General features: G+C 70.9%; 17 protein-coding genes. 9 read left to right on the plus strand and 8 right to left on the minus strand.

What is annotated here, in order from left to right; genetic code table 11:
- Positions 1-35 precede the first annotated feature (35 nt).
- The 3 genes from ACIBBB_RS10560 (at position 36) to ACIBBB_RS10570 (ending at position 3,086) form a co-directional block, all read left to right on the plus strand.
- Positions 36-1,097, plus strand: coding sequence for a LacI family DNA-binding transcriptional regulator (locus ACIBBB_RS10560; protein ID WP_398980610.1), 1,062 nt, complete (start codon positions 36-38; stop codon positions 1,095-1,097).
- A gap of 203 nt (positions 1,098-1,300) precedes the next feature.
- The gene (locus tag ACIBBB_RS10565; RefSeq protein ID WP_398980611.1) at positions 1,301-2,272 is read left to right on the plus strand and encodes a GNAT family N-acetyltransferase; all 972 of its coding nucleotides are present in this window, start codon (positions 1,301-1,303) and stop codon (positions 2,270-2,272) included.
- Between the two features lie 13 nt (positions 2,273-2,285).
- Positions 2,286-3,086, plus strand: a complete 801-nt coding sequence (locus ACIBBB_RS10570; protein ID WP_398980612.1) for a sugar phosphate isomerase/epimerase family protein — start codon at positions 2,286-2,288, stop codon at positions 3,084-3,086.
- 78 nt (positions 3,087-3,164) lie between these two features.
- Here the strand turns inward: ACIBBB_RS10570 and ACIBBB_RS10575 are convergent, their stop codons facing one another.
- Both ACIBBB_RS10575 and ACIBBB_RS10580 read right to left on the minus strand, forming a co-directional pair.
- Positions 3,165-3,851 carry a class I SAM-dependent DNA methyltransferase gene (locus ACIBBB_RS10575; RefSeq protein ID WP_398980613.1) on the minus strand — a complete coding sequence of 229 codons (687 nt, stop codon included), beginning with the start codon at positions 3,849-3,851 and terminating at the stop codon, positions 3,165-3,167.
- Between the two features lie 321 nt (positions 3,852-4,172).
- Positions 4,173-5,600: a S28 family serine protease gene (locus ACIBBB_RS10580; protein ID WP_398980615.1), complete on the minus strand. Its 1,428-nt coding sequence runs from the start codon at positions 5,598-5,600 to the stop codon at positions 4,173-4,175.
- Between the two features lie 1,243 nt (positions 5,601-6,843).
- On the opposite strand from ACIBBB_RS10580, the gene ACIBBB_RS10585 reads away from it, so the two are divergent.
- The 5 genes from ACIBBB_RS10585 (at position 6,844) to ACIBBB_RS10605 (ending at position 12,258) form a co-directional block, all read left to right on the plus strand.
- The gene (locus ACIBBB_RS10585; RefSeq protein WP_242571732.1) at positions 6,844-7,014 is read left to right on the plus strand and encodes a LuxR C-terminal-related transcriptional regulator; all 171 of its coding nucleotides are present in this window, start codon (positions 6,844-6,846) and stop codon (positions 7,012-7,014) included.
- Between the two features lie 933 nt (positions 7,015-7,947).
- Positions 7,948-8,547 carry a hypothetical protein gene (locus ACIBBB_RS10590; RefSeq protein ID WP_398980616.1) on the plus strand — a complete coding sequence of 200 codons (600 nt, stop codon included), beginning with the start codon at positions 7,948-7,950 and terminating at the stop codon, positions 8,545-8,547.
- Positions 8,544-9,821, plus strand: a complete 1,278-nt coding sequence (locus tag ACIBBB_RS10595; protein WP_398980617.1) for a T3SS effector HopA1 family protein — start codon at positions 8,544-8,546, stop codon at positions 9,819-9,821. Before ACIBBB_RS10590 ends, ACIBBB_RS10595 begins: the two co-directional genes overlap by 4 nt.
- 62 nt (positions 9,822-9,883) lie before the next feature.
- Positions 9,884-11,266 (plus strand): ATP-binding cassette domain-containing protein, encoded by a 1,383-nt coding sequence (locus ACIBBB_RS10600; protein ID WP_398980618.1) that lies wholly within the window; start codon positions 9,884-9,886, stop codon positions 11,264-11,266.
- Positions 11,263-12,258 (plus strand): hypothetical protein, encoded by a 996-nt coding sequence (locus tag ACIBBB_RS10605; protein ID WP_398980619.1) that lies wholly within the window; start codon positions 11,263-11,265, stop codon positions 12,256-12,258. Before ACIBBB_RS10600 ends, ACIBBB_RS10605 begins: the two co-directional genes overlap by 4 nt.
- A 10-nt stretch (positions 12,259-12,268) precedes the next feature.
- Here the strand turns inward: ACIBBB_RS10605 and ACIBBB_RS10610 are convergent, their stop codons facing one another.
- The 4 genes from ACIBBB_RS10610 to ACIBBB_RS10625 form a co-directional block, all read right to left on the minus strand.
- Positions 12,269-16,114 (minus strand): ABC transporter ATP-binding protein, encoded by a 3,846-nt coding sequence (locus tag ACIBBB_RS10610; protein WP_398980782.1) that lies wholly within the window; start codon positions 16,112-16,114, stop codon positions 12,269-12,271.
- Between the two features lie 320 nt (positions 16,115-16,434).
- Positions 16,435-18,132, minus strand: coding sequence for a thiamine pyrophosphate-binding protein (locus ACIBBB_RS10615; RefSeq protein ID WP_398980620.1), 1,698 nt, complete (start codon positions 18,130-18,132; stop codon positions 16,435-16,437).
- Positions 18,129-19,148 (minus strand): agmatinase, encoded by a 1,020-nt coding sequence (speB, locus tag ACIBBB_RS10620; protein WP_398980621.1) that lies wholly within the window; start codon positions 19,146-19,148, stop codon positions 18,129-18,131. The genes ACIBBB_RS10615 and speB overlap by 4 nt, the downstream gene beginning before the upstream one ends.
- A gap of 184 nt (positions 19,149-19,332) precedes the next feature.
- Positions 19,333-20,859 carry a sodium:solute symporter gene (locus tag ACIBBB_RS10625; RefSeq protein WP_398980622.1) on the minus strand — a complete coding sequence of 509 codons (1,527 nt, stop codon included), beginning with the start codon at positions 20,857-20,859 and terminating at the stop codon, positions 19,333-19,335.
- Positions 20,860-20,990: 131 nt separating this feature from the next.
- Here ACIBBB_RS10625 and ACIBBB_RS10630 point away from each other — a divergent pair, with 131 nt between their 5' ends.
- Positions 20,991-22,424 (plus strand): PucR family transcriptional regulator, encoded by a 1,434-nt coding sequence (locus tag ACIBBB_RS10630; RefSeq protein WP_398980623.1) that lies wholly within the window; start codon positions 20,991-20,993, stop codon positions 22,422-22,424.
- Positions 22,425-22,436: 12 nt separating this feature from the next.
- Here the strand turns inward: ACIBBB_RS10630 and ACIBBB_RS10635 are convergent, their stop codons facing one another.
- On the minus strand, positions 22,437-23,219 hold the full coding sequence (locus ACIBBB_RS10635; protein ID WP_398980624.1) for a M48 family metallopeptidase: 783 nt from the start codon (positions 23,217-23,219) through the stop codon (positions 22,437-22,439).
- Between the two features lie 4 nt (positions 23,220-23,223).
- On the minus strand, positions 23,224-26,805 hold the full coding sequence (locus ACIBBB_RS10640) for a type I restriction endonuclease subunit R (RefSeq protein WP_398980783.1): 3,582 nt from the start codon (positions 26,803-26,805) through the stop codon (positions 23,224-23,226).
- Between the last annotated feature and the right edge of the window lie 24 nt (positions 26,806-26,829).

The following is a 26,829-nucleotide window of genomic DNA, read 5'->3' on the forward strand; positions in this document are numbered from 1 at the left end:
TCCACCGCGCCACCCACCTTCCGGAGGAACCGCCGATGACAGTCACCCTGGCCGATGTGGCTGCCCGCGCCCGGGTGTCCCCCGCCACCGTCTCCCGCGTACTAAACGGCAACTACCCGGTGGCCGCGTCCACCAGGGAGCGCGTGCTGCGGGCGGTGGACGAGCTGGACTACGTGCTCAACGGACCGGCCAGCTCGCTCGCCGCAGCCACGTCCGACCTGGTCGGAATCCTGGTCAACGACATCGCCGACCCGTTCTTCGGGATCATGGCCGGGGCCGCCCAGACCGAGATCGGCGGCCAGGAGGGAAGCGGCCGGGCCGGCGGCGAGAAGCTCGCGGTCGTCTGCAACACGGGCGGCTCCCCGGAACGGGAGCTGACCTATCTCACCCTTCTCCAGCGCCAGCGGGCCGCCGCCGTGATCCTCACGGGTGGCGCCCTCGAAGATCCGACCCATATCGCGGCGATGTCGGCCAAGCTGACCAAGCTCGCCGACGCGGGGACGCACGTGGTGCTGTGCGGGCGGCCTCCGCTGCCGGGCAGCAGCGCGGTCGTCGCCTCGCTCGCCTTCGACAACAGGGGTGGCGGGCGGCGGCTCACCGAGCATCTGCTGGCGCTGGGGCACCGCAGGATCGGATACGTCGCGGGCCCGGCAGAACGCACCACCACCCGGCACCGGCTGGAGGGCCACCGGGCGGCGCTTGCCGCCGCGGGGCTGACGGACGACCAGGGTCCGCTGACGGTGCACGGCCCCTACGACCGGCGCTCGGGCTACGAGGCGACGCTGGAGCTGCTGCGGCGGGCGCCGGACCTGACGGCGGTGGTCGCGGCGAACGACACGGTGGCCCTCGGCGCGTGTGCGGCGGTGCGGGACCAGGGGCTGCGGATTCCGCAGGACATCTCGGTGGCGGGCTTCGACGATCTGCCGTTCTCGGTCGACGCGGTACCGGCGCTGACGACGGTGCGGCTGCCCCTGTACGAGGCGGGGGCGCGGGCCGGGCGGCTCGCGATGGGGACGGAGGCTCCGCCGCCGGGTGGGATCGCGACGATCGCCGCGGAATTGATGGCACGGGCTTCGACGGCGCCGCCGCGGGGCTGAGGAACAGGCCCCAGGGAACAGGGGCGGGGCCGGCTCCGAGCTGAGGGCGGGTGCGGGTGCGACGCCGGGCTCGGACAGGACCGGGGCCGGGCCAGGACCGGGACCGGGGGTTCACCCGATCGAGTGTCTTGCCGATCTTGGCGACCCCGACGTACCGTTGACTCAGTCAAGAAAAATATCGAGCGACGGGTCGGGGGACCTCCATGACCATCCAGGAGATTCGCGCGTTCAACCGCTTCTACACGAACCTCATCGGCGCGCTGAATTACAGCAAGCACCTCTACACGCCATACACGCTGACCGAGTCACGGCTGCTGTACGAGCTCGCGCACGCGCCACGTACGGACGCGGCCGAGCTCCGTGCCGAACTGTCGCTGGACGCGGGCTATTTGAGCAGAATGCTCACCAAATTCGAGCGGGACGGACTGGTCGAGCGGACCCCGTCCGAGCAGGACGCCCGGCGGCAGCGGGTCACGCTGACCCCGCAGGGGCGCGGGACCGCCGCGCTGCTCGACGAACGCTCGCGCGAGGCGGTCGGCACACTGCTGGACCGGGTCGAGCCGGACCAGCGCCCGCGTCTCGTGGAGGCGCTGCGGACGGCCAGGGAGCTGCTGAGCGCCGAGGAGAGTCCCGCCGAGGGCCGCAGGGCGCCCTCCCGGCGTGGCGGGCCCGTGCTGCGCGAGCCGGCCCCGGGCGATCTGGGCTGGATCGTGCAGCGGCACGGCGCGGTGTACGCGGCGGAGTACGGGTGGGACACCGCTTTCGAGGGCCTGGTCGCCAGGATCGTCGCCGACTACGCGGCGGATCACGACGAGCGGCTGGAGCGGGTGTGGATAGCCGAGCTCGACGGCCGGCCGGTGGGCTCGGTGATGTGCGTACGGGACGAGTCACCCGGCACCGCGCGGCTGCGGCTCCTGCTCGTCGAGCCGGAGGCTCGGGGGCACGGCCTGGGCGAGCGACTGATCGAGGCGGTCGTGGATTTCGCGCGCGACGCGGGGTACCGGGAGGTGGTGCTGTGGACCAACGACGTCCTGAGCGCTGCCCGGAAGCTGTATGTGCGGGCGGGATTCACCCTCGTCGCCGAGGAACCGCACCGTTCCTACGGAGCGGACCTGGTCGGCCAGGACTGGCGGCTCCCGCTCGTCGACCGGTCCGCCGCAGGCTCTTTCTCGTGAAAGGAAAGACGGAATGAAATTCGCCTTCTCGACCCTCGGCGTCCCTGGCCTTCCCATCCCCGAGGTCGTCGCCCTGGCCAATCGGACCGGCTACCAGGGTGTGGAGTTGCGCGCCCATCCGGAGGAGCCCGTACATCCGGGTATCGGCGCGCACGAACGGGCCGCCGTGGTCGATGAGTTCAAGCGCCACGGAGTCGAGGTCCTGACGGTGGCGGGCTATGCGCGGGTGGCGTCCGAAGGCGGTGACGAGGAGCAGTTGAGCCAGGAGCTGGACGAGTTGATCTGGCTGGCGCGGGACCTGGACGCCTCGTACATACGCGTCTTCCCGGGCGGCGGCGACCAGGACCCCGAGGCCGCAGACGCCACGGCGGCCCGCCGACTGGCCGCCGCGGCGCCGCTCGCCGCGGAGTCGGGGGTGCGGATCCTGCTGGAGACGCACGACTCGCACCGCACGGGCGCCGACGCGATGCGCATCCTCGGGCTTGTGGGCCACCAGCAGGTGGGTGCGCTCTGGGACGTGATGCACACCTGGCTCGGTGGTGAACGCCCCGTCACCAGCCATGCGTCGCTGTCGCCGCACCTCGGCTACGTACAGGTGAAGGACATCGCGTCGGCGGAGGACACCACGCCGTTGGCGCTGGGCGCGGGGGTGCTGCCGTTGGGTGAGTGTGTCGGTCTGTTCGCCGGGGACGGGGACGACGGGTGGCTCTGCTGGGAGTACGAGAAGCGCTGGTACGCGGACGCGGCGGACTTCCCCGGCCTGCTCGTCCCCGGTCGCGAGCATCTGGAGGCGCTGCTGGCGCGGGGACACTGACGGAGGCCGGGAGGTCCGAGATCCAAAGTCCGCGGTCCGCGGTCTGACCGCTGCGGTCGGAGGTCAGGGGTTCAGAGGTCAGGGCTGCTCGGGCTCGGGCTCGGGCTCGGGATGCGGGGGCTTGCGGGCCAGGATGTGGGCGTGGGGGGTCGGCTCCTTGTCGTAGGGCTCACGCAGGAGCCGGGCGGCCACCAGGAAGCCTGCCCGTGCCAGCAGCTCGGTGATCCGGTCGGGGGAGAGCCTGCGGAAGTCGAGGCTGACGCGGTGGCCGAACGCCTCGTCGTAGTGCCGGGGCTCGTCGCCGACCTGGAAGGCGAGCAGCAGCCGGCCGCCGGGGGCCAGGACCCGGTGGAACTGCGCGAAGACGTGGGGCAGTTCCTCCGGGATGATGTGGATGATCGAGTACCAGGCGACGAGGCCGGCGAGGGAGCCTTCCGGCAGGTCCAGGTCGGTCATCGACCCTTCCACGAACCGCAGCTCGGGGTAGCTCCGGCCCGCCATCGCGACCATCACCGGCGACAGGTCGATGCCGGAGACATCGAGGCCGAGCGTGCGCAGATGGGCGCTCATATGGCCGGGTCCGCTGCCGATCTCGACGACGGGACCGGCGCCGTCGGCCCGTATGTACTCGGCGAAGGTGCCGAGCATCGCGCGCCCCAGAGGGTCGGCCTCCGGTTGGGACTTGCTGAGTTCGGCGTAGTCGGCGGCGATGGCGTTGTAGCCGGCTCGGGTGTCACGGATGTAGGCGGGTTCGGATGCGGTCATGGGCGAGGAGATTAACCGGCTGCCCGCCGGACACAGTTGAGGGGGGTGGGGTCGCGTACGGGCCCAGGGCCTGTCTTTCGGATCAGGCCCTAGCACACCTTTTCAGCGAAATCAGCGGAATCTTCGCTTCCTGGGAACCTCCGGCGCCTCCCGTACGTCCTATTTCATGTGCTCCCGTCGGCATTCCGCAGCGCGGTGTCGGCCCTCGTACTCACTGGCTACGATCGCTGACTCCCCTCTCCAGGCCGCCTGTGGCCGGGCAGCACACCGCCACCGGTGCGCCCCCCTTGTCTGCGCCGGTGGCGGTTCCGTGTCTGCGGACTACTGACGGAGCGTCGGCATCCGCTCCAGATCCTTCTTGTCGAGCTTCGCGTCGTACGCGGCCAGCGGCTTCGCCTTCGCGGCGTCCTGCTGTACGGCGGCCGGTGCGACGTCCGCCCAGTCGAGGATGCGGGCCGTGGCCTTCGCCTGTTCGTCGGCCACGAGACCGGCGACATTGGCGCCGTGGTTGGCGCCCGGCGCGGTGAACACGTGGCTGTCACGCGTGCCGCGGCCGAGGCGGAAGCGCTCGGCGCCCCACGGGTCGTTCTCGCCGTAGACGAACATCATCCGGTTCGCGTGGTGGCGGACCCAGTTGTCGACGGACGGCATCTCCCACGGACGGAACTTCATGGGGATGTCGCGCGGGACGAAGTTCCGCGGCGGCTGGTAGCCGTAGCGGCTCAGGTTGCCCAGGTGGGGCAGCTTGACGGTGGGCGCGCCGAGTTCGGTGCCCGCCTGGTAGTAGTACGGCGTGTACCCGGCGAGGCCCTGGTCGGTGTAGAAGGAGAAGCCGGAGATCGCGTCGATGATGTTGTAGATCTCCTCGTCCGACGCGGTGGCCGGCGGGATGTCCGCGCAGTCGGCTTCCAGGCTGTACTGCCAGAAGGCCCAGACGAAGTCGAGCACCACAGCCTCGTACGCCTTGTCGAGCGTGCCGACGGTGGTAAACGTCGCGCCTTCCGCCTCGGCCCACGCCGCGTACATCTTCTCCAGCGGCTCGCGCCTGACCAGCGCCTCGCGCTGCACGGCGTTGAGCTTGTCGCGGCACTCCTCGGTGCCGACCTTCTCGAAGAAGCGGTCGTAAGCGGAATCTTCCTTGTTCACCACGTCGTTGGGCGCGACGTAGGCGACGACACCATCCATGTCCTGCGGGTGGAAGCGCTCGTAGTACGTGGCGGTCATGCCGCCCTTCGAGCCTCCGGTGGAGAGCCACTTCTTCGGGTAGATCTTCTTCAGCGCGCCGAAGATCCGGTGCTGGTCGGCCGCGGCCTGCTCGTAGTCGAGCGTCGACCAGTCGGCCGGGTCGGGACGGGACGGCGTGAAGAAACGGTATTCGAGCGATACCTGGTTGCCGTCGATGATGCGCGTGGGCTCACTGCGGCTCGGGTTGGTGGACACGCCGTACCCACTCGTGAAGAACACGGTGGGGCGGCTGGTGTCCTTGTGCAGCAGCGTGAGGCGCTGCTTGAAGGTGCCCTTCGACGGCCGTTTGTGGTCGACCGGCTGGGTGTAGTTGAGGACGAAGTATCGGTAACCGGGGTACGGCTTCTCCTCGATCAGGCTCATCCCCGGGATGGCGAGGATTTGGTCCTTGATGTCGGGGGCCGCGGATCCCGCGTTCCCGTCGGCGGCCGTTGCCGCGCCGGCCGTGCCCAGCGTGCCGACGAGCAGCACGAGCGACAGCAGCCATCTCAGCGCCTTGCGCATTCACACTCCCTGTGTTCATGACAGACGCCCGCGAACCTAGCCGGGGAGGCACCCGCGCCGCCAGCCCCCACGAGCCGCTCGCACCCGGATGGCGCCTCCCGCGTGCCGCGTTCCCGCCTCGGCCACGCGGCGACGGAGGAGACGCGAAGAGGACGCGAAGGAGGCGCGGAGGAGGCGCGGAGGAGGCGCGGAGGGAACGGAGGGAGCACGAAGGAGGCGCGAAGACAGCACGGAGGGAGCACGGAGAGGGAGTGGAGAAACGTTAGGGGATCGGAAACGGAACCGATCGCGGGCCCTTCGAAGCACAATTCCGCGCCCTGGCGGGAGTGGGCTCGCCCACCTCCACGGACACTTAACACGGCTGTCACAACAAGGGCATCGCCTTTCCTCCGCGTAACCGGCCGGGCACCTCGCCCTGTCCGGAATACCGCCTCCCCCGCGCCCGCCCCGGGCGCCTTACCTCCCGCCATTCGGCCGTTTATCAACCGGGCTCCCGGCGCCCCGAATTGGTTGCCCAGGGATCGTTTCTCCCCTCGTGGGCCCCACCCCGCGGGCGGTGTGCGGGACCCTCCCGACGGGTCTCGGCGGATCACCGACCGCACCCGCGACGGATCGGGGCGGACACCCTGCCGAGGTATCCAGTCGCGACGTTCCGGACATCACCGCCCCGACCCGACTAACGATCATCGCCAAAGGATGCTGTGATCTGCATCACATATTCCGGGCGTGTCGCACCTCCCTCAGACGCCCTCCGAGCGGGCGGAAAACTGAAGCTGGGAGACCGTGCGGGCACCCCCCGGACCGACCGGTGACGGGTCGACAGCACAGGGCGATCACATCGCGCCCTGTTCACCTCCCCCACCGGACCGTTTGAACATACGAAGTGGAGGCGAGGTGGAGGGGTGTCATGGCCGCGGGTGGCCGGCGCCTCGCCCACCTCGCACACGGGGGAGGAAACTCCCGCGTCACGGGCGGACGGACCGGATTACCACTCCGGTCCGATGACTGAAACGGGGGAAGGAATTGACTGACGCGTAGACCGGAAATCCATACTTCTCGGACCACGCTCGATCGAACCGGAGACAGCAGCTCTTCCGGCGGCAGCACTGGGAACGAGCTTCTTGTTTCGAGCCGTCGAGCACCTCGGAATCCGGCGCCTCACCGCCGGACAACCGTGAGGTTGATACAGGTGAATCCACGAAGTGTCCTCAGAGCCCCCCACCTCGGACTGGAAAATGATCACTTGAGAATCCTTCAACTCGTCTCGCAGGGCTGCACCATGGCGCAGGTCGCGCGCAGGATGGGAATGAGCGACCGCACACTGCGCCGAAAACTGCGGACGATATGCGAACGGGTCGACGTCGAAACGCCGATCGAAGCGGTTGTGTGGGCCGTACGGCGAAGAATCGTCTGAGCCCCGTCGAATCCACGACCCGACGCCCGTAGAACAAGCACTACGCGGTTGCGCAACGCATCACCCACCGCACACGGGCGACGAGAATACGGAATTCTCGGTTCGGACAGGTGGGCCCCCGGGCGGCGGCGTCGAGTGACGGTTAGCGGAGGAATCGTCACCGACCGCCGTTCGTCGGCCAGAACCTCGCGCCGCCTCCCACGCGGGTACGGTTTTCCCCGCTGACCCGTGTGGAGGCGGTCCAACGGTCGCGCCGCCGACCCGCGTGGAGGCGGCCCGACGGCTGCGGACCGGCCGTCCCAACGGCCGCCCGGCAGTCGTGCGCGTTACCCATCGAGCCCTGCCCCAGCCGATGGTGGCCGATGGCGGTCAATTCGTTGTCCGCCGACGGCGTCCCGCGATAGAAAACGGCTGTGGCGGGCGAAAGATTCAATACCCGCAGGGCCGGTCTTCCGCGTCGGCTGTCGACAGTCCCGTGGACGCATCGGTCGAACAGCTCCTCGTCCAGCTCGACTTGGGTTCACTCAACGCCTCGGAGGTCTTCTCCTATCCCGGCCGCAACGACAACTGGTCGGGCGTGACCGACAGCGGCAAAGCCGTATTCGTGAAGCGCCTCAAAGGGAATCCCAAGGAATCCCTGAAGCGCTACCAGCGGCTCATGTCATTCGAGCGCCTGATGAATCGCGGCCAATCCCCCTTCCCCCGCCCGGAATTCCTGGGAGGCGACGAGGAGGGGCGCCTACTCGTCTTCGGGATGCTCGACGACATCCGGTCGGGCAGCGAGCTCGCCGCGGAGGACGAGTTCACCGAGGCGACGTCCGCGGAGGCGGGCCGCACGGTGGCCGCCCTGCACCAACTGCCCTCCTGCCCTAGGACTTCCCCGAGCCGGACCCACACCCGTACCCGCCCGTCGAGGACCTGCGGTCGCTGCCATTGGAGCACTACGTCAACGCCACCGGTGCGTTCATCCAGGGCTGGGGGCTGCTGCAACGCGACGGGGCGCTGCTCGACGGGCTCGAACGGCTCCGGGCGACCGAGACCGACGCGGCGCGCGTGCCGATCCACGGTGATCTGAGGCTGGATCAGTTCCTGGCCACGGAGGCGGCGTTGTACGTCAACGACTGGGAAGAGTTCCGGCTCGGCGACCCGGCGCGTGACGTCGGGGCGTACGTCGGCGAATGGCTGCACCGGGCGGTGCTCCGGATTCCCTCGCAGGAGACGGACGACGCGTTCTCGGCGACGCTCACCCACGAGGAGGTCGTGGCGCGCGGCAGCGTGGAGCTGGACCGCGTGCTGCCGCTGATCGCCGCGTTCCACCGCGGCTACCGCGAGGGCGGCGGCCCCGGCGACGAAGGACTCGTCGTACGGGCCACGTCCTACGCCGGATGGCATCTGATCGACCGGCTGATCGCCTCGACCAAGGAGAACGGCCGCCTGTCGGCCATCGTCCGGGCGGCGGCGGGAATCGGCCGGACCGCGCTGCTTGATCCGCGGAGCTTCGTCTCCACGGTGGGACTCGGGGAGGCCGCATGAGCACGGTCACGGGCACGGCTACGGGTACGGCCACAGGCACGGCTACGGCTACGGCTACGGCCACAGGCGCGGACCTCGCGGACAGTCCCGGCACCGAGCCGGCGCGACCTGCTGAGCCGACGGCCCCCACGCCGCTCCTCTCCACGGGACTTCAGAACGCGCTGGACTCCGTCCGGATCACGGCGGACGGCAGGACCGCCTGGGTGGGCGACGACGAGGTCACCGCCGAGTCCCCGTCCGCGATGCGCTTCACGCTCGCCCGCGCTCTCTACGAGGTGCTGCACACCGGCCGCGGGATACGCGACCGCAAGGCGCCCAAGACCCTGCGCGCACCGGAGTACGAGACCCGGATCGCAGAGGCGACCCCCCACGCGGCGACGGTCGCGCCCGCCGTCCTCACCGACCGGCGCACGGCCGCCGGGCGGCGCGTGGTGGAGATCGACGGTCTGCGCCTGAACGTGCCCGACTCGGTGACGCTGCGGGAGACCGGCCGTACGGTCGGCGACCCGGCGCGCCCCGTGGTCCTGATGGCCCTTCCCTCCGCCCGCCCGCTGATCTCGCCGGGCTTCTTCCTGGTGGACAGCGGCAAGGGCCGTACGGGCGGGGGCGATCTGCTGCGCATGTATCTGCGGGTGGCCGACGCCGAACAGGCGCCCGCCCTGTGGAACTCCGTACTGAGCACGCTGGAGAGCCGGTCGGCGATCTACCGGGCGAAGATCATCTCGAACCCGGCCAGCCTGCCGCGCAACGACGGCATGGTGGTCTATCTGAGTTCCGAATCCTGGGGCGTGGTCGACGCGTTGACGGAGAGCGCCCTGGCCACCGGGCTGCCCGAGGGCCCGCCTCCCGCGTTCGCGCATGTCGTGGCCCCGGGCGTGACGGCCGCGTGGGAGCCGAAGGACGACCGCACCGGCATGCGCGGACTCAGCTTCGGTGAGCACCGTTCGCATGTGGTGGCCCGTGCCTTCGTGGCCGCCGCCGAGAAGGGGCGCGAGCGCCCCACCGCCGCCGAGCTCTCGGCGGCCTGCGCCGCGGCGAACGTCGACCCCGCCGACCCCGCCCGGAACCTCGACTCGGCGCCCTGGCCCTGGACGGTCACGTGCCCCGCCTCCACACCGACCAGCGCGGACGCCACCGCCCACACCGACACCCAGGCCAACGCCCGCACCGACACCACCACAGAGACCGAAAGCAACACCGACCCCAGCGCCAGCGCCAGTGCCCACACCGACGCCCACACCGACGCCGATACCGGGGCCGGGGCCGCGCCCTGAACCGTCGGCCGTGCGACCGAAAGTGACCGGATGCAACCGCAAGCTTGAGGAGAGCCACCACCATGGCCAAGGCAGAACCACGTCCGGCCAGCACCGACGAACTGCGCGTCTTCGCCCAGCTCCTGGAGGGCCGGAAGACCGCCGTCGCCGGTGCGGTGGTGATGAGCATGCTCTCCGCCGTCGCCACGCTCATGCTTCCGCTCCAAGTCCGTGACCTGGTGATCGCCCTCGGCCAGGACGAACGGCCGATCCGCCCCATGCTCGCGATGGCCGGTCTCGCGCTCGGGGCGGGCCTCGCGTCGGCCATCGGCTCCTTCCTGCTCGCCCGCGCCGGTGAGGCCCTGGTCTCCGAGGCCCGGTTCCGGATCGCCGCGCACATCCTGACCCTCCCCCTCCGGCGCGTACGGCGTGAAGGCGCCGGCAAGACGACACTGCTCGGCCTCACCGAACGCTTCCTGCTGCCGGACTCGGGACGGATCTCGATCTGCGGGTTCCCGGTCGAGGAGTGGCCGCTGCACCAACTGCGCGGCCAGATCAGCTACGTCGACCAGAGCTTCACCCTCGTCGAGGGCACGGTGCGCCAGAACCTCCAGCTCGGCCAGGACACCGACGTACCGGACACGGAGCTGTGGCGGGCGCTGGAGACGCTCGGGCTGCGCGCGGCCGTGGAAGCGCTGCCGAACGGTCTCGACACCGAACTCGGCCGCGCCGAGGACCTGTCGGGCGGTCAGCGGCAACGGCTGGCGGCGGCCCGCGTGCTGCTCCGGGAGACTCGCGTCGTCCTCTTCGACGAGCCGACATCCCAGCTCGACAGCGAGAACGAGGAGCGGCTGCGGGCGCTGATGCGTGAACTCGCCGCCGAACGCGCGGTGATCGCGGTCGCGCACCGCATCTCGACCGTCCAGGACGCCGACCTGATCGTGGTCGTGGACGAGGGGCACATCGTCGACCGGGGTACGCACGAGGAACTGCTGACGCGCTCCGCGCTCTACCAGGAGCTGGTGCACGGCCAGACGCTGCGCGACGGCAAGGACAAGGGCGGCAAGGGCGGCAAGGACAGCCAGGACAGCGGGAAACGACAGGCGACCACGACGAGCACCACCGTCACGGCACCCCCCAAGGACCCGGCGCCCGCGCCGGAAACCGCCCCCGCGCGGGCGGGCGGGTGCCGTCGCCCTGGTGGACAGCGGGACGTACGTGTACGGCTCCGCCGGTCACATCGCGGGTGTGCTCGGCGAGTACCGCGACGCCGGGGTGGACGAGGTGATCCTCAACTGCGGTGGTGTGCTCTTCACCGAGGGCCAGGAGGCCGCGCTCCAGGACGCGCGGGAGATCGTCGAGGCGGTCCGGCGACGGGACGGCCGTGGCTGACCGGGCGGACGCTCCGGCGGACGCTCCGGCGGTCCCCGCGGCGGTACGGCCCGCGGGGGCCGCCGGGTCGGTGACCGTACGCGAGTACGGCACCCGGTATCTGCGGATCAGCGTGCGGTACCACGGCGACGGCCGGTTCAGCTGGCTGCGGGTACCCGGGCCTGCCCACGACGGGCCGCAGTTTCCTCCCTCGCCCGCGGTCGGCGCGGCCCTGCGCCGGGTGAACGCCGCCGTCGCCTCCGGTACGGGCGCGGGCTCCGGCGCCCGGCACGCGCTCGGTGAAAGGGCCGCGGCGTCCGAGGAGGGCGGCGGGCTGGTGTACCGCGTGCCCGGCGCCGTCTCGGTGGCCCGGCTGCTGCCGTCCGGTGACGAGACCGGCTACCGGCTCTCCGTACGGGCGCTGTCGGAGGTGGGGCGGACGCTGCGGCAACTGCACGACGTGCCCTGGGAGTTCACGGAGCCCGCACCGCCGCACCACGGCGTACGGCGGCTCCTGGCCTGGATCTCGGGCGCGCCCGACGAAGGGGAGGACGGCGCCCGGCTGCGCGTCCTGGCCCACGACCGGCTCGGCCCGCGCCTGTGGACCCGGCTGACCGACTGGGCCGAGGCAGCGCGTCAACCACCCGGCAGGGGAGGTGCGGTCCTGCTGCACGGCGCCCCCAGCACCGGCTGGCTGGTCCCCTCCCCTGCCGGTGACCACAGCGTCCTGCTCACCGGCGAAGAGGTCACCGGCGGCGACCCGGCACTCGACCTCGGCTGGATCCTCGGTGAGCTGCACGAGCTGCGTTCCGCCGCCACGCGCGGTCTCGGCGCGGCCGGCCAGGGCCCGCCCGTGGACTACCCGGCCGCGGCGCGCGCCCTGCTCGCCGGCTACCTCCGTAAGGAGGACGCCGAGGACACCGGCGCAGCGCTCCCGCCGGGCACCGCGCGCGCGGCCACCCTCCGACTCGCCATCCATATGCGGGACTTCGCGTCCTTCGTCGGCTGGCACGAGGATCTGCGCCGCTACGCCGACCTCCTGGCGGAGACCCTCGACGCGGACGGCGCCCCCACCCTCCGGTGGTGAGCCCGCGCCGTCACGCCCCCGCGACGGTGGCCGTCTCCTCCTGAGCCTCCGCCTCGGGCTCCCCCTCGCCGATGAAGCTACGCCACAGCCGCGCGTACGCGCCGCCGTGCGTGAGCAGTTCCGCGTGCGTGCCGTCCTCCACGACCCGGCCGTGGTCCAGTACGACCACCCGGTCCGCGCGCGCGGCCGTCGTCAGCCGGTGCGCGACGACCAGCGTCGTCCGCCGCCCCGAAAGCCGGTCCGTCGCCTGGTTGACCAGCCCCTCGGAGGCGAGGTCGAGCGCGGCGGTCGCCTCGTCCAGGAGCAGTACGTCCGGGTCGACCAGCTCGGCACGGGCCAGCGCGATCAACTGCCGCTGACCGGCCGAGAGATTACGGCCCCGCTCGGCGACCTCGTGCAGATAGCCGCCGTCCAGCGTCGCGATCATCTCGTGCGCGCCGACCGCGCGGGCCGCCGCCTCCACCTCGGCGTCGGTGGCCCCGGGCCGCCCGTACGCGATGGCGTCGCGCACGGTCCCCGCGAAGAGGTACGCCTCCTGCGGTACGACGCCGAGGCGGTGCCGGTAGGCGGTCATGTCCAGGTCGCGCAGGTCGGTGCCGTCCGCCGTGACGCGGCCGGACGTCGGGTCGTAGAAGCGGGCGACGAGCTTGACGAGCGTGGACTTGCCCGCGCCCGTCTCACCGACGAAGGCGACCGTCTGACCCGCCGGTATACGGAGGTTGATACCCATGAGGGCGGTCTCCTCCCGGACGGGCGCCCTGGTCGGTACGACGGCCTCGCCCGGGTCACCGGCGCCGCCGGCCTCGGCCGGACCACCCTCCAGGGTCCCGTACGCGAAGTGCACGTCCTCGAAGGCGATCTCGCCGCGCAGCGACTCCACGGCGAGCGGTGTCCTCGACTCCTCGGTGGAGGTCGGCTCGCGCAGCAGCTCCTGGATGCGCCCCAGCGAGACCGCCGCCTGCTGGTAGCCGTCGAAGACCTGCGACAACTGCTGCACGGGCGCGAAGAACAGCTCGATGTAGAGGAGATACGCGACGAGCGCGCCGGTCGTCAGCGTCCCCGACTCCACCCGGGCCGCGCCCACGATCAGTACGGCCGCCGCGGCCACCGACGACAGCAGCTGGACGAACGGGAAGTAGACGGAGATCAGCCACTGGCCACGCACCCGCGCCTGCCGGTAGTGGTCGCTGCGGTCCGCGAACCGCCGCGCGCCGTCCTTCTCGCGCCCGAAGGCCTGGACGATGCGAAGCCCGGACACGGACTCCTGGAGATCGGCGTTGACGACGCTGATCCGCTCGCGCGCCAGCTCGTACGCCTTGACGCTCTTGCGCCGGAAGAAGACCGTTCCGACGATCAGCACGGGCAGCGTCGCGAAGACCACCAGCGCCAGCTCCACGTCGATGACCATGAGCACGACGAGGATGCCGAAGAAGGTGACGACGGAGACGAAGGCCGTGACGAGTCCGGTCTGCAGGAAGGTGGACAGCGCGTCCACGTCCGTCGTCATGCGGGTCATGATGCGACCGGTCAACTCGCGCTCGTAGTAGTCGAGTCCGAGCCGCTGGAGCTGCGCGAAGATCTTCAGGCGCAGCGAGTACAGGACCCGCTCGCCGGTGCGGCCGGTCATCCGCGTCTCGCCCACCTGGGCCGTCCACTGGACCACCACGACGACGAGACCCAGCAGGGACGCCGCCCACACCGCGCCGAGCGCGAGCTGTTCCACGCCTTCGTCGATGCCGTGCCTGATCAGGACCGGCAGCAGCAGGCCCATTCCGGCGTCCACGGCGACCATGGCCAGGCTGGCGGCCAGAGGCAGTCCGAAGCCGCGCAGCAGGCGGCGCAGCCCGTAGGACGACTCGGAGGCGACGGCGCGGGCCTCGTCGATCGACGGGACGTCGGTGGCCGGGGGCAACGCCTCCACCTGCGCGAGCAGTTCGGGTGTCGCGCCGGGCGCCGCCGACTCCTCGGCGGGCGCCTCCTCCCGTTCCCACAAGGTGGGGGTGATGCCCCGTTCGGCGTCGAACTCGGCGTCCATCTCCTCCTGGACGGTGCGGTCGTCCTCGGCTGCCGTACCGCCGACGACGGCCGGGACATGGCCCGGTGAGACGCCGCCGAGCTCGTCGGGGTCCGTGAGCAGCCGCCGGTAGAGGGCGGACCGTTCCTGGAGTTCGTCGTGGGTGCCGATGTCGGAGAGCCGTCCTCCGTCGAGCACGGCGATACGGTCCGCGAGGCCGAGGGTGGAGCGGCGGTGGGCGATCAGCAGCGTCGTCCGGCCGGCCATCACCGAGCGCAGCGCCTCGTGGATCTCGTGCTCGACGCGGGCGTCGACGGCGGACGTGGCGTCGTCCAGGAGCAGCAGACGGGGGTCGGTGAGGATCGCGCGGGCCAGGGCGATGCGCTGGCGCTGGCCGCCGGAGAGGGTCAGGCCCTGTTCACCGACGGTGGTGTCGTAGCCGGCGGGCAGTTCGGCGATGAAGCGGTCGGCCTGGGCCGCGCGGACGGCGCGCTCGATCTCCTCGTCGGTGGCGTCGGGCTTGCCGTAGGCGATGTTGGCGCGGACGGTGTCGGAGAAGAGGAAGCTGTCTTCCGGTACGAGCCCGATCGCTGCGCGCAGTGATTCGACGGTCAGTTCGCGTACGTCGTGGCCGCCGACGAGGACGGCGCCGTGCGTCACGTCGTAGAAGCGCGGCAGGAGCAGCGAGACGGTGGACTTGCCGCTGCCGGAGGAGCCGACGACGGCGACGGTCTCGCCGGGGCGGATCTCCAGCGAGAAGCCCTCCAGGACGGTGCGGCCGTCTTCGTAGGAGAACGTCACGTCGTCGAACTCGACGGACGCCTCGACGTCGGCGGGGAGCTCCTTCGTGCCGTCCTCGATCGACGGCTCGGTGTCGATGAGTTCGAGGACCCGCTCGACGCCCGCGCGGGCCTGCTGGCCGACGGTCAGGACCATGGCGAGCATGCGGACGGGACCGACGAGCTGTGCGAGGTAGGTGGAGAAGGCGACGAACGTGCCGAGCGTGATCTGGCCGCGGGTGGCGAGCCAGCCGCCGAGCGCGAGCATCGCGACCTGCCCGAGGGCCGGTACGGCCTGGAGGGCTGGTGTGTAGCGGGAGTTGAGCTTGATCGTACGCAGTCGGCCCGCGAACAGCTTGCGGCCCGCGGCGCGCAGTTTGCCGGTCTCCTGGTCCTCCTGGCCGAAGCCCTTGACCACGCGTACGCCGGAGACGGATCCGTCGACGACTCCCGCGACGGTCGCGGCCTGCGACTGGGCGTACCAGGTGGCGGGGTGCAGCCGGGTGCGGCTGCGGCGGGCGATGTACCAGAGCGCGGGGGCGACACCGAGTGCGACGAGCGTCAGGGGCAGCGAGAGCCACGCCATGATCACGAGGGAGATGACGAAGAGCAGGACGTTGCCGATGGTCATCGGCAGCATGAAGAGCAGGCCCTGGATGAGCTGGAGGTCGCTGGTGGCGCGGCCGACGACCTGTCCGGTGGAGAGCTCGTCCTGGCGACGGCCGTCGAGCCCGGAGATGGTGCCGTACATCTCCGTACGGAGGTCGTGCTGGACGTCCAGGGCGAGACGTCCGCCGTAGTAGCGGCGGATGTAGGTCATGGCATAGATGACGACGGCCGCGGCTATGAGGAGGCCGGTCCACACGCCGATGGACCGGGTGCCGGTGCCTATGACGTCGTCGATGACGACCTTGGTGATCAGCGGGACGAGGGCCATGACGGCCATGCCGACGAGGGAGGAGCCGAGGGCGAGGATGACGTTGCGCCGGTAGCGCCAGGCGTAGCCGATGAGACGCCGGGCCCAGCCGCCCTTGCCCTCCCCGGCCTCCCCGGCCTGGCTCACGCCGGCTTTGTCGTCCTCGGCCCCGGTCACTCCCGCCCTGCCCGCGCCGGCCTCGCTCACACCGGCCTCGTTCACTCCGGCCGTGCTCCCGCCCGGCCTTTCGCGCTCGGGGTCTGTTCGCTCCGCCGCCACTGTCTGCCGCCCTCCGTCTGCCCTGCCGCTTGTCGGTACGCGGGCGTCCCCCGTGGACCCCCTGCCGGAAGGCATCAACGCGCCCACGTGCGGAATTCATCCCGCTGCAACAAATACCCGTCGCGGGACCGAGGCGCTCGCCGGAGGAACCAGGACCAACGCCGTAGTGCGTCTGGCGATGGCCTGTGCTACCGCGCGGCGGGCAGATGTGTCGGGGCGAACAGCTTCAGGAGCGCCGGGAGTACCACCACCGACGGCCCGGGGGCCGCCAGCGCCTTCGACAGGTCCTCACGCAGCGACTCGGGGCTCGTGCGGGCCGCCGGCACTCCGAAGGACTCGGCCAGCGCGACGAAGTCCGGGCGGGTCAGCTCGGTGCCCGTGGTCTCGCCGTAGGCGTCCTTCATGTACTCGCGCAGGACGCCGTAGCCGCCGTCGTCCACGATCAGCCAGGTGACGGGGAGGTCGTACTGCCGGGCCGTGGCCAGCTCGGCGATCGAGTACATCGCGCCGCCGTCGCCCGAGACCGCGAGGACCGGCTTCGTGACGTCGGCCGCCGCCGCGCCCAGGGCCGCCGGGAAGCCGTAGCCGAGACCGCCGGCGCCCTGGCCGGAGTGCATCGCGCCGGGCCAGGCGGACCAGGCCCAGTAGGCGAGAATCGTCATGTCCCAGAAGCTGGGCGAGGTGGCGGGCAGCGCGTCCCGTACGGCGGCGAGCACCCGCTGCTCCAGCTCCAGGTCCTGGGCGCCGATCCGCTCCCGTACCTTCGCCAGCACCGTACGGACGGCGTCCCGCGCGGACTCGGCGGCGGCCGGGGCGCTCCGTGCCGTCACCGACTCCAGCAGCGCGGACAGCGCCTCCCGCGCGTCGGCGTGGATACCGAGAGCCGGGAGGTTGGACTCCAGTTTGCCGAGGTCGGCCTCGATCTGGATCACCCGGCCGCGGGGTCGGAACGTGTAGTAGTTGGAGGACAGCTCGCCGAGCCCGGAGCCGACGACCAGTACGACGTCCGCGTCCTCCAGGAAGTCGGTGGTGTGCCGGTCCTCCAGCCAGGACTGGAGCGACAGCGGGTGCTCCCAGGGGAACGCGCCCTTCCCGCCGAAGGTGGTGACCACGGGAGCGGCCAGCTTCTCGGCGAGGGTCCGAAGCTTGCCCGCGGCGTCCGCCCGTACGACTCCGCCGCCCGCGATGATCACGGGGCGCTCCGCGTGCGACAGGGTGTGTGCCGCCACGGCGATGAGCTCCGGGCGCGGCAGCAGTTCGCGCGGGGTGGCGTCGACGGCGGTGACGAGCGGCAGCGTCGTCTCCTTCAGGAGGACGTCCTGCGGGATCTCCACCCAGACGGGTCCGTGCGGTGCGGTGAGCGCGGACTCCCAGGCCGCCGCGATCGCGGACGGGATCTGGGAGGCCGTACGGACGAGGTGGACGGACTTGACGATGTCGCGGAACGAGGCCTGCTGGTCGACCAGTTCGTGCAGATAGCCGTGCCGGCCCCGGCCGAGGCCCGCCGACGGGATCTGGCTGGAGATCGCGAGTACGGGCGAGGACCCCGCGGCGGCCTCCTGGAGCGCGGCGAGCGAGGTCAGCGCGCCCGGCCCGGTGGAGAGCAGCAGGGGGGCGACCTCGCCGGTGACGCGGCCGTAGGCGTCGGCGGCGAATCCGGCGTTGTTCTCGACACGCAGCCCGACGTACTCCAGGTCCGAGCGGCGCAGCGCGTCGAACATGCCCAGCGCGTGCTGGCCGGGCAGACCGAAGACGGTGGTGGCGCCGAGGCCGTGCAGCGTCTCGACGACGAGGTCGCCGCCGTTGCGCCCGGCGGGCGGGTTCAGGGCCTGTGCGGTCTGCTCGGGGGTGTAGCGGGGGATCTCGTGGTGGTGATCGTGTGTCACTTCGCGCGGACCTCCGAGATCTGGCGGGACATGATCGTGGTCAGTTCGTACGCGGTGTGGGAGGCGGCGACGGAGGTGATCTCCGCGTGGTCGTACGCCGGGGCGACCTCGACCACGTCCGCCGAGACCAGGTGGCAGGAGGCCAGGCCGCGGAGGATTTCGAGGAGCTCGCGGGAGGTGAGTCCGCCGGCCTCGGGGGTGCCGGTGCCGGGCGCGTGGGCCGGGTCGAGCACGTCGATGTCGATCGAGATGTACAGCGGGCGGTCCCCGATGCGCTGCCGCAGCTGGTCGGCGACCTCGTCGACCCCGCGCCGCATGACGTCGGCGGAGGTGACGATGCCGAAGCCCATGCGGTGGTCGTCGTCGAGGTCCTTCCTGCCGTAGAGCGGCCCGCGCGTGCCGACGTGCGACAGCGCCTCGGTGTCGAGGATGCCCTCCTCGACGGCCCGCCGGAACGGGGTGCCGTGCGTGTACTCGGCGCCGAAGTACGTGTCCCAGGTGTCCAGGTGCGCGTCGAAGTGGAGCAGCGCGACGGGACCATGCTTCTTCGCGACCGAGCGCAGCAGCGGCAGCGCGATGGTGTGGTCGCCGCCGAGGGTCATCAGGCGCGCGCCCGTTCCGAGCAGGTCGTCGGCCGCCGCCTCGATCGTGTCGACGGCCTCGTTGATGTTGAACGGGTTGACGGCGATGTCACCGGCGTCGGCGACCTGCGCGAGCGCGAACGGCGAGGCGTCCTGGGCGGGGTTGTACGGGCGCAGCAGGCGGGACGCCTCGCGGATCGCGTTCCCGCCGAAGCGGGCGCCGGGCCGGTAGGACACCCCGCTGTCGAAGGGCACTCCCACAATGACGATGTCGGCGACATCGGCCCCGACCTCGTCCAGCCTGGGCAGCCGGGCGAAGGTGGCGGGTCCCGCGAACCGGGGCACGCGGGAGGAGTCGACGGGCCCCCGCGGTCCGCCCTCCCGGCTCTCGGCCACGCCTGGGCCGGGGCTCTCGGGTCCTGCTGCGCTGTTCATCGTCGAGGCCTTTCGTGGTGCGTGTTCGGATCCAGCATGACGCAGAGCACTGACAGAGCTGTCAGCGCTGCCGGTAGTGACAGCTCCGCCCGTCCTGGCAGACCCGCCGGTATGGGCCGACGAGGCCCGTCCGGCGATCGGGAACGAATTGTTCACGGGGCGGAGCCGTGAAGCGGGGCCAGGCTCAGCCCGAGCTTCCCGCGGGGACGGTGGTCCGCCGGCCGTCCCCCTCGGTACCGGCGGCGCCCTCCGCGCCCTCCGCACCCTCCGCGTCCTCGCCCGCGAGGCGGCGGCGCCACGCGGCGAGCACGGCCGCGTCCGTCGGCTTCGTCAGGAGGCTGACGACCAGGTAGACCGCCAGCGAGGCGAGCAGCCCGTAGTAGATGGGCTCGTTGGCCAGGATGCCGTAGGACGCCATCAGGCCGATGACGGTCAGCCCGCCCACGATCATCGCGGCGAGCGCGCCCTGCACGGTGCCGCGCCTCCACAGGAGGCCGCCGAGGATGGGCACCAGCAGCCCGCCGACGAGCAGGTTGTACGCGACGGTCAGCGCGCCGACGACGTCGTTCAGCGCGATGGCGATACAGATGACGGCGAGTCCCATGACCAGGATGAAGGCGCGGTTGTCCTTCACCTCGTCCCGCTCCCCCACGGCGTCCGGCCCGGCCGGCCGCTGTCCGACGAGCCCCCGCAGCCGCGCCCAGATGTCGTTGTTGGCGACGGTGGCGCACGCGATCAGCGCGCCGGAGGACGTCGACATCACGGCGGCCAGCGCGGCGGCCAGCACCAGCCCCCGTACGCCCGGCGGGAGTTCGTCCTTGACGATGGTGGCGAACGCGTCGTCGGCGCTCGGCAGCTTCGGGTAGAGGACCTTGGCCGCGGTGCCGATGACGGCTCCGGCGATCGCGTAGAGGAGACAGTAGGTACCGGCGACGGTGCCGCCCCAGCGCGCCGTGGTGTCGGTGCGCGCGGTGAAGACCCGCTGCCAGATGTCCTGCCCGATCAGCATGCCGAAGGTGTAGATCAGCACATACGTGAAGATCGTCTCGCCGCCGATGCCCAGCGGGTCGAAGTACTCCGTAGGAAGCTTCGCCTTCATCTCGCCGAAGCCGCCCGCCTTGACGACCGCGATGGGCAGCAGGAGCAGCAGCACACCGATCGTCTTGACGACGAACTGCACCATGTCCGTCAGCGTGATCGACCACATGCCGCCGAGCGCCGAGTAGGCGACGACGATCGCGCCGCCCAGGATGATCGCGAGGGTGCGGTGCATGTCGAACAGGACGTCGAAGATCGTGGCGTACGCGATGGTCGAGGTGACCGCGAGCATCAGGGTGTAGGCCCACATGACCAGCCCGGAGATGATGCCGGCGCGTCCTCCGTACCGAAGGTCGAGCATCTCGGAGACGGTGTAGACCTTCAGCCGGGCTATGCGCGCGGAGAAGAACACCGAGAGGGCCAGCAGTCCCAGCCCGATGGCGAAGACCATCCAGGCGCCGGAGAGGCCGTACTGGTAGCCGAGGCCGACACCGCCGATGGTGGAGGCGCCGCCGAGGACGATCGCGGCCATCGTGCCGGAGTACATCCAGGGGCCGAGCCGGCGGCCCGCCACCAGGAACTCGCTCTTGGACTTGGCACGCCGCATACCCCACCAGCCCATGGCGAGCATGCCGGCGAGATAGACGACGATCACCGCGTAGTCCAGGGCCATGGGGCTTCCTCCTGATCGACTCCGGGGATTCCGGGGGTCCGGTGGTGTGCGAGTCGACGGTAGGTGGCCGGAAAGAAACGCTGAAGTATACGTTTCATCCATTCTTCTCGCCGCCGATGGATGGACCGTCCATGCCGGAACCTTCCGCTCCGCCCACCCCGCCGGTACCTCTGGCCGCACTGCTCGCGGACGGCGCGCTCGGCCTGCGCCTGGTCGCGGGGCTCGCCGACGATCAGCCGCCGGTCGACATCCACTGGGTGCACACCTCGGAGATGGCCGACCCGTACCCGTATCTGCTCGGCGGTGAGCTGCTGCTGACGGCGGGCGTACAGCTCACGGACGCGCACGCCGACACCTACGTACGGAGGGTCGTCGAAGCGGGCGCCGCCGCGCTCGGCTTCGGGGTCGCGCCGGTGTACGACGCGGTCCCGGACAGCCTCGTCGAGGCGTGCGGCCGGCACAGGCTGCCGCTGCTGGAGATCCCCCGGCGCACTCCCTTCACCACCGTGGCGCGCGGGGTCTGGCGGCTGATGGCCGAGGCCCGACACCGCGAACTGCGCCGGGTCACGGAGGCCCAGCAGGGCCTCGCGGCCGCCGCCGCCCGCCCGGACCCGGTCCCGGCGGTACTGCGCCAGCTCGCGGTCCGGCTCGGTGGCCGCGCGGTCCTGTTCGCCCCCGACGGCGCCCAGTTGCTCACCACGGGCCGGGACCCGGCGCCCGGATCCCGTACGGCGCTGGCCCGGCTGGCCCGCGTGGTGAACCCGCCGCACGGCACGGCCACCGACACCGTCGGCGGCGCGCGCCTGGCCGCGTACGCGCTGGGCGGCGGCCAGGGCCTCGTCCTCGGCGTCGCCGCGAGCGGCCGGGAGGCCGGCGACCACACCGTCACGGGCATCGCCGTCGTCCTCCTGTCGCTGCTCACCGCGCCGCACCAGGGCGCGGCGGAGGCGGCACGCTCGGCGGCGCTCGTACGGCTCCTGCTGGGCGCCACACCCGCCGACGCGGCGCCTCTGCTCGGCCCCGGCCCCTGGACCGTGGTGCACGCCCACGGCGGCGACACCCCCTTCGCCCCGTCGGCGCTGGCGGCGGCTCTCGGCAGCGCCCTGGCCGAGTCGGACGGCACCACGGCGCGCGTCCTCACCGACCGCCCGGTCACCGCGCAGCCGGGCTGGACGCTCGGGGTGAGCGAGCCCGCCGCCCCCGCGGACCTGGTCGAGGCGGACACCCAGGCCCGGCGCGCACTGCGCCACGCGCGGGCCACCCGCGCCACCCTCGTGCGGCACCGCGCCCCCGGCCCCGACACCCTGACCGCGCTCCTCCCTCCTGAGGAGGCGTCCGCCCACGCCCGCGCCCTCCTGTCGCCGATCGCGGACTCCCCCGCACTGACGGAGACCCTGCGGACCTGGCTGTCCCTGCACGGCAGTTGGGACCGTACGGCGGTGGCCCTGTCGGTCCACCGCAACACCGTGCGTCAACGCGTCGCCCGCTGCGCGACCTTGCTGGAGACGGACCTGGACGAGGCGGACGTCCGGATGGAGCTGTGGTTCGCGCTGCGCCGACTGTGACGTGCGCCCCAGCTACACGATCTCGCCCATCCACATGCGCCGCCCCAGCTCGTCCAGTTCCATGCGTCGGTCCTCATATTCCGGTAGGGCCTGCCCCAAGAGCCGCCAGTAGTCGGCCCGGTGGCCGGGCACCTTCACGTGGGCCAGTTCATGCGCGATGACGTAGTCCACCAAATGCATGGGAAGCTGGAACAGCGGCCAGCCCAGACTCATCCGTCCGGTTCCGGGTACCTCGCCAGCCGGGCGGTACGAACCCCAGCGCTGACCAAGGTCACAGACGTCCAGCACCGGCTCCGAGACTCCCATCCTGGCGGCCCAGGGCTGGAGCCGCCCCGCTGCCCAACTCCGCCCCGTCCGGACGTACCAATCGACGAGAGCCACCCGGCCGCGGGACGAGTCCCCGGCCTCAGCCCTGCCAAGGATCAAGCGCCCGGCGATCAGGCGCACCCGCCCGTCTGTCGACACGTCGTCCGAGACCGTCAGCCGGTACGTCCGCCCGAGATAGCGGAAGACCTCTCCCTCGATCAAACGTTTGGCGGGGTTCAGCGGGCGCGTCCGCTCTCGTACTCCGCGTTTCGACAACAGCCACTTTCGGTGCGCGCGCACGAAGTCCTGTGCCTCCGCAGAGGGACTGCCCACTGGGGCGTGCAACGTGAGGCTCGCGTCAGACTCCACGGTCAGCGCGAACCGCTTTCTGCGCGTGCTGGCACTGACTCGCAGCAGCAGACCATCGACGGTCAGCTGATCCCCCTCGGCGAGGGACGGGGCGGCTTGATTGTCAGCGAGGGAGGTCACAGCCTTATTCTCCCCGCGCCCTCCTCAGGAACGCCGACCGGTTCTCCTGCGCGTACGAGGCGAGTCGCTGCGCGATGCTCTGCAAAGGCGCCCAGTCGGCGCCCGTGGGCCTGATTCCGCCCTGCACCAGCTGAATGTGGATACCCCCCGCCAGCTTGTTGAGGTCCTGATGCTGACCTTGGTACGAGGCCGACGCCATGGTGCGCGCCGCGCTGTCACACACGGCACCGACGAGCGGACGAAGATCCTCCCCGCCGGGCGTGACACCGGGGTCGTCCTCCACCAGCTGGTGGAGCAGCCGGTGCACCTTCTGTTCCAGTGGGCTCAGCCCTGCCAGCGCCGGGTCTTCCTCGTCCTGTCGGCGGGCCTGCTCAATCAGGTCACCGAACTGCTCCATCTGCTCCTCGAACCGCCCGGACAGATCGCGCAGAATCTCCTCCAGGCGCTGCGAGAGCCGGTCGTACCGCTCAGGGTCCTCTCTCTTGACCTGTTCCTCCAGGTGAAAACGGAGTGCGTGACCCATCTCGGCGGCGGCCTCGCGCGGCGGGAGACGGCGCACCGCGTCGTCGAAGGCGGGGGCGGTGAGCGAGACAGGCGGGATGGCCTGCTCGATCTCCGGCCCCTCCAAGTGGTCGGCGATCATTGCGCGGACCTTGCGTCCGTAGCGCCGCATCGTGAAAGTGCCGCCCGGCGCGTCCCGGTGCAGGCGCCTGATCCGTTTCTGGAGCAGTCCCCAGCGACGGGCGTCCGCCACGTACGGCAGGGCGTCTTCGTGCGGGAGCACACGCTCCAGTACCGCGAGGAACTCGTGCAACACCTCGTCGTAATCGAGCCGTACCGATTCGTCATCGAAGGACAGCACAGCCGACCGCAGCCGGACGGCGTCCGCGAGGTCGGCGTCGCCGATGCCCCGCTGAAGCAGGAAGCCCCGCACCGAGTCAGCAGCCGGTTCCAGCCCGCCGATCTCCTCGGAGAGACTGCGCATCGTGTCGGTGCGATCAGCCTCGCGGTATTCCGCCAGCGCGCTGGAGAGGTGCTCGAAGACTCCGTAGTAGTCGACGACGTAGCCGACTTCCTTGCCCGGCGCCGGACGGTTCACCCGGGCGACGGCCTGGAGCAGTTCGGCGTCCCGAATCGGCCGGTCCAGGTAGAGCACTTGCTCGCGGGGCGCGTCGAAGCCGGTGAGCAGCATCGACTTGACGATGAGGAACGCCACAGGACTCTCCGGATGCACCGGGTCGGGCTCGGAGGTTCGTGACGACTCCTTCGGCTGGCTGCCGGCGTCCGACCACGGGTTGCCACTCCCGGTGTCCCCCGGTGCGGGAGGCTCCTGCACCGGGGGATTGAAAGGTGTCGCGACGACCCAGTCCGGTTCGTGCGGCAGATGCGGGAACGGCTCCTCCTTGAAGCGCCTGATGTACGCCTTCTGCCGTACGGGGTCGGTCCAGTGAAGCCACTTCCGCAGTTTGCGCTCGGAGCCCGGGGATATCACGGGCACGAAGTCGATCCGCCGCAGCAGGGACCGGTGTTGGTAGGCGATGAAGTGGTAGCGCAGCCGCCGGGGAAGCTCGTCCAGGGGAATCCCCTGAACGGACTCCGGCTTGAATTCGACGAGGTCGGCCAGCAGCGCGTCACGCGCTTCCCGCAAGGCGTGGTGGTACTCCACCGCGGCCGCCCGGCTGACGGCCGCCACCTGTGCTTTGAACCCACCGCCGGGCAGCACCCAGCACACCCAGTGTTCCAGCATGTCCTCGGCCTTGGCCCGGATCATGGGACGCGACTCGGCCACATCGCGCTCGGTCGGCCACCGCTTCATGAGCGCGGCGCGTTCCTCCGGCGTGCGGTCTCGGATCAGGTCCTCGAAGTTGCGGTCCAGTCCGTCCTTGTCCTGAACAGTGCCCTCACCGGTGCGGCCCTCGTAGCGGATGCGTACGACGACGCCGTCGTGCTCGGCGTCCTCCATGCGATAGGTGTCGAGGAATCCCCGGTCCGGTCCGCCGCTGAAGATCCGCCGGGTGTCCTCCTCCCGCCCGGTGATGATCGGCGTACCGGTGAACCCGATCTTCGCCGCCCTCGGGATGGCCTTGCGCAGTGCCGCGTGCAGCGTCTTGGTGTGCGAACGGTGTGCTTCGTCAACGAGGACGAGAATCTCGTGCGAGGTGTTGCACTCCGGGAAGTCCGGGTCCGGCGGCGGTACATCCGCCCGCTTACGCTTCCTGGCCTGCTCAGCTTCCCGGTACTCTCCCGGCAGATCACGGTCGTCGTCCGTCGCCTCCGAGTCCTTGACGAAGGTGAGCCCGCCCCCGTACTTCTGGATCATCGCGAAGACGACCCGTCGGCCGCCGTCTCTCAGCAGTCCTTCCATCTGCGTACGGGTCTCGGCCGTCTCGACGTCCGACTCGCTCAGTTTGAGCGTGGCGGACAGCTGGTCCTGCAACTGGGTCCGATCGGTGACGACCACGACCATGAACTCATTGAGCCGGTGGTGCAGATGGATGCGGCGCACCAGGAAGGTCATGGTCAGGCTCTTGCCGGAGCCCTGCGTGTGCCAGATGACGCCGCCGCGCTCGTCTTCGAGGACCGCGCCGCCTCGGACGCGGCCGTTGAGCAGCTTCCGCACGGCCTTCTCGGCGGCCCGGTACTGCTGGTGCCGGGCGACCGCCTTGACGGTCCGCACGCCGCCGGTCTCGGTCTCGATCGGCAGCGGGATGACGTAGTGCCGCACGACCCTCAGGAGCCCGGCAGGGCGCAGAACAACGCCGACGAGCTTGTGCTGCTCGCTCAGCGGAACGGGAGTCCTGCCTTCGGGCACGTCCGGCAGCAACTGGGCGACGCGCAACTCCTGCCGGAGGGCAGGCTCGCTCTCCGGCTCGACACTGCGCCACGGGTGGAAATGCTCGGGCGTGGAGGTGACGGTGCCGAGGTGCGCGGTCTCGCCCGTGGCAGCCACCAGCAACTGCACGGTGCGGAAGAGTTCGGGTACGCCACCGGGGAGCGGGAGGTCGGTTCCCGAGCGCTCGTCGTCGTCGATCGGGTCGCCAGCGTAGTGCCGCAGATCGAGTACCGCACTGCGTACGGGGTCGGCCAGGTCGGGGTTCTTGCACTCGACGGCTACGAGCGGGATGCCGTTCACGAAGAGAACGATGTCGAGTATCGACACGTCGCCGGAACGATTCTTGACGCGCAGCTGGTCGACGACGGTGAAGTCGTTAAGTGCGAACCGATCCTCGTGCCAATCGATGTACTGCACGGTCGCGGAGGCGGCACCGTGAGCGGCGGAGGGGGCGGGGAGGACAAGACCACTGAGGAGCAGTTCGGTGGCGGCGAAGTTGGCGGTATCGATGCCCCTGCCGAGGGACACGGAAGCGAGTTCGGTGATGGAGCGGCGGATGTCCTGCTCGTCCATCCACGGCGTACGGTCCTCAGCCCGGACATTCATACGCCGCAGGGCCTCGCCGAGCTTGTCCGTCAGCAGGGGCGCCGAGACATCGAGGGTCCCGACCTCCGTACCGGGGAGGTGGGTCCACCCCATGGCCTCAAGCTGCGCGACGAACGGTCGCTCCACTTCGTCCCGCTCCACCTGCATGACCACGTGGCCGCACCCCTCCGC

It is taken from the genome of Streptomyces sp. NPDC051217 (genome assembly GCF_044455465.1).
In the GTDB taxonomy this organism is placed as follows: domain Bacteria; phylum Actinomycetota; class Actinomycetes; order Streptomycetales; family Streptomycetaceae; genus Streptomyces.

Coding starts and splice junctions, on each gene's coding strand:
- ACIBBB_RS10560 (WP_398980610.1), top strand. CDS start 36: ATGACAGTCACCCTGGCCGATGTGGCTGCCCGCGCCCGGGTGTCCCCC.
- ACIBBB_RS10565 (WP_398980611.1), top strand. CDS start 1,301: ATGACCATCCAGGAGATTCGCGCGTTCAACCGCTTCTACACGAACCTC.
- ACIBBB_RS10570 (WP_398980612.1), top strand. CDS start 2,286: ATGAAATTCGCCTTCTCGACCCTCGGCGTCCCTGGCCTTCCCATCCCC.
- ACIBBB_RS10575 (WP_398980613.1), bottom strand. CDS start 3,851: ATGACCGCATCCGAACCCGCCTACATCCGTGACACCCGAGCCGGCTAC.
- ACIBBB_RS10580 (WP_398980615.1), bottom strand. CDS start 5,600: ATGCGCAAGGCGCTGAGATGGCTGCTGTCGCTCGTGCTGCTCGTCGGC.
- ACIBBB_RS10595 (WP_398980617.1), top strand. CDS start 8,544: ATGAGCACGGTCACGGGCACGGCTACGGGTACGGCCACAGGCACGGCT.
- ACIBBB_RS10600 (WP_398980618.1), top strand. CDS start 9,884: ATGGCCAAGGCAGAACCACGTCCGGCCAGCACCGACGAACTGCGCGTC.
- speB (WP_398980621.1), bottom strand. CDS start 19,148: ATGAACAGCGCAGCAGGACCCGAGAGCCCCGGCCCAGGCGTGGCCGAG.
- ACIBBB_RS10625 (WP_398980622.1), bottom strand. CDS start 20,859: ATGGCCCTGGACTACGCGGTGATCGTCGTCTATCTCGCCGGCATGCTC.
- ACIBBB_RS10630 (WP_398980623.1), top strand. CDS start 20,991: ATGCCGGAACCTTCCGCTCCGCCCACCCCGCCGGTACCTCTGGCCGCA.
- ACIBBB_RS10640 (WP_398980783.1), bottom strand. CDS start 26,805: ATGCAGGTGGAGCGGGACGAAGTGGAGCGACCGTTCGTCGCGCAGCTT.